This is a genomic window from Actinomycetota bacterium (assembly GCA_030682655.1).
In the GTDB taxonomy this organism is placed as follows: Bacteria; Actinomycetota; Coriobacteriia; order Anaerosomatales; family JAUXNU01; genus JAUXNU01.
This window is the reverse complement of record JAUXNU010000098.1, coordinates 1-3,532: the sequence shown is the minus strand read 5'-3', so window position 1 is coordinate 3,532 and position 3,532 is coordinate 1. Positions and strand designations below refer to the sequence as shown.

General features: G+C 65.0%; 3 protein-coding genes. 1 reads left to right on the top strand and 2 read right to left on the bottom strand.

Annotated elements, in window-relative coordinates; genetic code table 11:
* Together Q8K99_05710 and Q8K99_05705 are read right to left on the bottom strand one after the other, a co-directional pair.
* Window positions 1-1,269: type I restriction endonuclease (locus Q8K99_05710; GenBank protein ID MDP2182052.1), on the bottom strand; the 1,269-nt coding region annotated here is incomplete at its 3' end.
* A complete protein-coding gene (locus tag Q8K99_05705; protein ID MDP2182051.1) occupies window positions 1,266-2,552 on the bottom strand; it encodes a Fic family protein in 1,287 nt (428 codons plus the stop codon). The genes Q8K99_05710 and Q8K99_05705, both read right to left, overlap by 4 nt.
* A 123-nt stretch (window positions 2,553-2,675) precedes the next feature.
* Here Q8K99_05705 and Q8K99_05700 point away from each other — a divergent pair.
* Window positions 2,676-3,532: hypothetical protein (locus Q8K99_05700; protein MDP2182050.1), on the top strand; the 857-nt coding region annotated here is incomplete at its 3' end.

Below are 3,532 nucleotides of genomic sequence, written 5' to 3'. Positions count from 1 at the left end.
GAGCACCGGGTGCGTGTCGCCCTTCTGCTCCGGGAAGAACTTCTGCACGGTAGTGAATACGACGCCGCCCGCCTCACGCGTGAGCAGGCGGCGCAAGTCCGCTCGGTCAGCAGCCTGTACGGGCGGTTCGCCGAGAAGTTCGGTGCAACGCGCGAACGTGCCGAAGAGCTGGTCGTCGAGGTCGTTTCGGTCCGTGATCACCACGACGGTGGGATTGCCCATCTCCGGCGCGCGCATGACGCGCCCGGCGTAGAACGCCATCGTCAGCGACTTGCCACTCCCCTGCGTGTGCCACACCACGCCGATGCGCTTGTCTCCGTTGGTGCGACTGCCGCCAGACTCCCACACTGCACGCTTCTCTGCCGCAAGCGGTTGGCCGCGATGATCGCCATCACCATGACCATGACGATGGCCGCTCGCACGCAGCGTCTCCTTGAATGCGGCGTTCACCGCGTGGAACTGATGGTATCCCGCCATCTTCTTGGCGAGCGTGCCATCGCCCGGATCTTCGAAGACAATGAAGTGCTGGATGAGGTTGAGTACGCGCCGCTTGTCGAACACGCCTTTGATGAGCACCTCGAGTTCCAGCGCCGCGGAGGACGCGATATCGTCGCCGTCGATTGTGCGCCATGGCATGAACCACTCGCGTCCGGCAGTGAGCGCGCCGATGCGCGCAGTCGTGCCGTCCGAAGCGACGAGTGCCTCATCGTATGTGAGCAGCGACGGAATCTCCGCCTTGTAGGTCTGGAGCTGCTTGTACGCCGAGAGCCAGTCGGCTTTGGCGTCTGCCGGGTTCTTGAGCTCAATAACCGCAAGCGGCAGTCCGTTCACGTACACGACCACATCGGGCCTGCGATGGTGCTCACCGTCGACCACAGTGAGCTGGTTCACGACCAGCCAGTTGTTGGCATCGGGCTCGTCGAAGTCGATCACGCGAACCTGAGCGCCGGCTATCGAACCATCAGGGCGCGAGTACTCCACCGGCACACCATCGACGATCAGGCGATGTAGCACGCGATTCGCGGCAATCAGCGAGGGCGCGCTCACCCGCGTGAGCTTCCGACCCGCGTCCTCGGTCGCCGAGGCCGACAACCCCCGGTTCAGCCGCGCGAGCGCCGCACGCAACCGCGCATCGAGGAACACCGTGTGCTCGTCCCGCTCGGGCGTTGTGCCGTCCTGCAGCAGGTTGGGGCCGTATGCGCGGGCGTAGCCCAACTCGCTGAGCCAATGCAGCGTCGCTTCTTCGACTTGCGACTCGGTGAGGCTCACGAGTCTCCCTTCGTACGGCGCGCCGGAACAGGCCGCGTCGGCGGGTCAGTGCGTGTGTCGCCTGATGGACTCGCGAGCTGTCGTTCGAAGGCCGTGAAGGCCTCGATGATCTCGATCGCTTCGAACGCACGATTGCGACGGCCAACATTCACCTGTCGCAGCACACCGGCGTCAACGAGCATCTCGATTCCAAGGTTCGTGGCTCGGAAGCTCCTGTCAAGTAGGCGTGCCGCACCATTCACCGTGAGGATCGGCATTCCCGGGAGTTCGTCCATGAGGATGTCAGCGGAAGAGCCACGCCGCACCGCGCCGAGCCGCTCACGCCACTCAGCCTGAATTGCCAGCACTCGCTGCCCGAACACGCCCGCATCCCGAACGGACCGCGTACAGCAACCAGAAAACAACGCAATCCACCGGTTCAAGCCGCGCAGTGCGTCGGCCGACGTCGGCTCACCGTCGTAGCGATATGTGGTGAGCGCCGACATGTAGTCGACCGCCAACGTCGCAAGAACCAACGACACTGGTGCCACGACCCGGGGGGCAAGACCCCGACGGCGCAGGATGAGATGAATCAGCGCTCGCCCGGTGCGCCCGTTGCCGTCGACGAACGGATGGATGGTTTCGAACTGCGCGTGTGCTACGGCTGCTTGCGCGACCGCCGGAAGCGAATCGTCGTTGCAGAACTCCGCTAGGTCAGCGAGCAAAGCAGGAACCTCGGACGGGGGTGGCGGAACATACGCTGCCGCGCACGGGTTGTACGCGCTCCCACCGATCCAGTTCTGAACATCGCGAACCTGGCCGGCGAATCTCGCAAGATCGGTGTTCGCAAGCAGCCGCTCGTGAATGCCGAGGATCGTCTCGACTGTGATACGGTCTTCGCTCTCCGCACTCGCAAGCGCCGCAGCCATCGCGTCGATGTTGCCGAGCACCTCTTCTGCTGTGACATCCATTCGAGAGCGCCCCTCGAACTCGCGCGCCGCTTCTACACGCAGTAGTCGGCGAGCCCCCACCTGAAGCCCCTCGATACGTGATGAAGCAACGGCTTCAGCCCTGAGGAGCAGGCGGGCTATGGCTTCGGTGTTGGCGAGACTGGAGGCAGCAGCGTTCAATCTCAGGATGGCCGCCTCGGCGTCCGCGACATCTGCGGCGACCTCACCGTCGAGCGTGAACGTTCGGCCAGTCAGCGGGTCTGGGACGTAGGCGTCGTACGCGCATCCGCGACGGTCGTTGCGCGTGATGCCGTCGCCTTCGGAGACCCAGTATTCCTTCACAAAGTACGCCATGACTCCCCCTTATTGAACTTTAGTGTACAACGTTCAATACAAGGACGCGACAGTGAACGGTACACTCGGTCCGGCTGCACCCATGTCACGCTAAGATGAGGCACCGTCCACGAAAGGCCCGCCGTGACCCGACTTCTGGAAGAACCGAACCCCTACCGCCTCGGTACGCTCGCCCTCTCCGGCTCGATCGCCGCCGAGGATCTGGCAGGCAGCTGCCTGCTGCACAACGCGCGCTTCCTCCTCGAAGCCGCCGCCCGAGAGCCCATCATCGCCACCAAGACGCTCGGCAACCTCAACCGGCGCTTCGTCGGCCTCGCGCTGGAGGGCATGCGGTGGCCCGAAGGCTACATCGAGGGCGTCCGCTTCCTCAACAAGGTCGTCGACGAGGAGGACCTGCACAGGCTGAACCTGCTGCGGATCGCGCTCGTCAACGGCGGGATGTTGCGGCGACACCGGGGCGCGTTCGTGACCACCAAGCGCGGCCGCCATCTGATCGAGCCCGGACGCGAGGGGGCGCTGTTCCTCGCGCTGTGGGTCGCGTACTTCCTGGAGACGAATCTGGGCTACACCGACCGGATGCCGGACGATCCCGTGCTCCAGTTCTGCTTCGGGTCGATCATGCTGGCCGCCGTCGATGCCGAGGAGCGCTGGGTCGGAATCGAGGAGCTTCGCCGGTACGTGGTCGTCGGTCACGGCATCTGGGACCGCGAGGAGTACTACCCGGGCGGTCAGCGGGACTCGATCGACCTTGCCGTGCAGCTGCGGCTCCTGGAGCCGCTCGAGGACTTCGGACTCGTCGAGATCGACGGCGAGCGCGCCCGATTCATTCGCCACGTACGGGCGGTGCGCGCCACGCCGCTGCTGCGCGCATTCGCGACCGAGGTGCCCGTCGGACAGCGGCACGCTGGCGGCACCGTGACCATCGCATCGGCTGCCGAGGAGTTCTTGGAGCTGCGCGCCTACGACACGGCCGCCGCCGA

Bases quoted from the DNA above. Each gene is read 5' to 3' on its own strand.
- Q8K99_05705 (MDP2182051.1), bottom strand. From the start codon at position 2,552: ATGGCGTACTTTGTGAAGGAATACTGGGTCTCCGAAGGCGACGGCATC.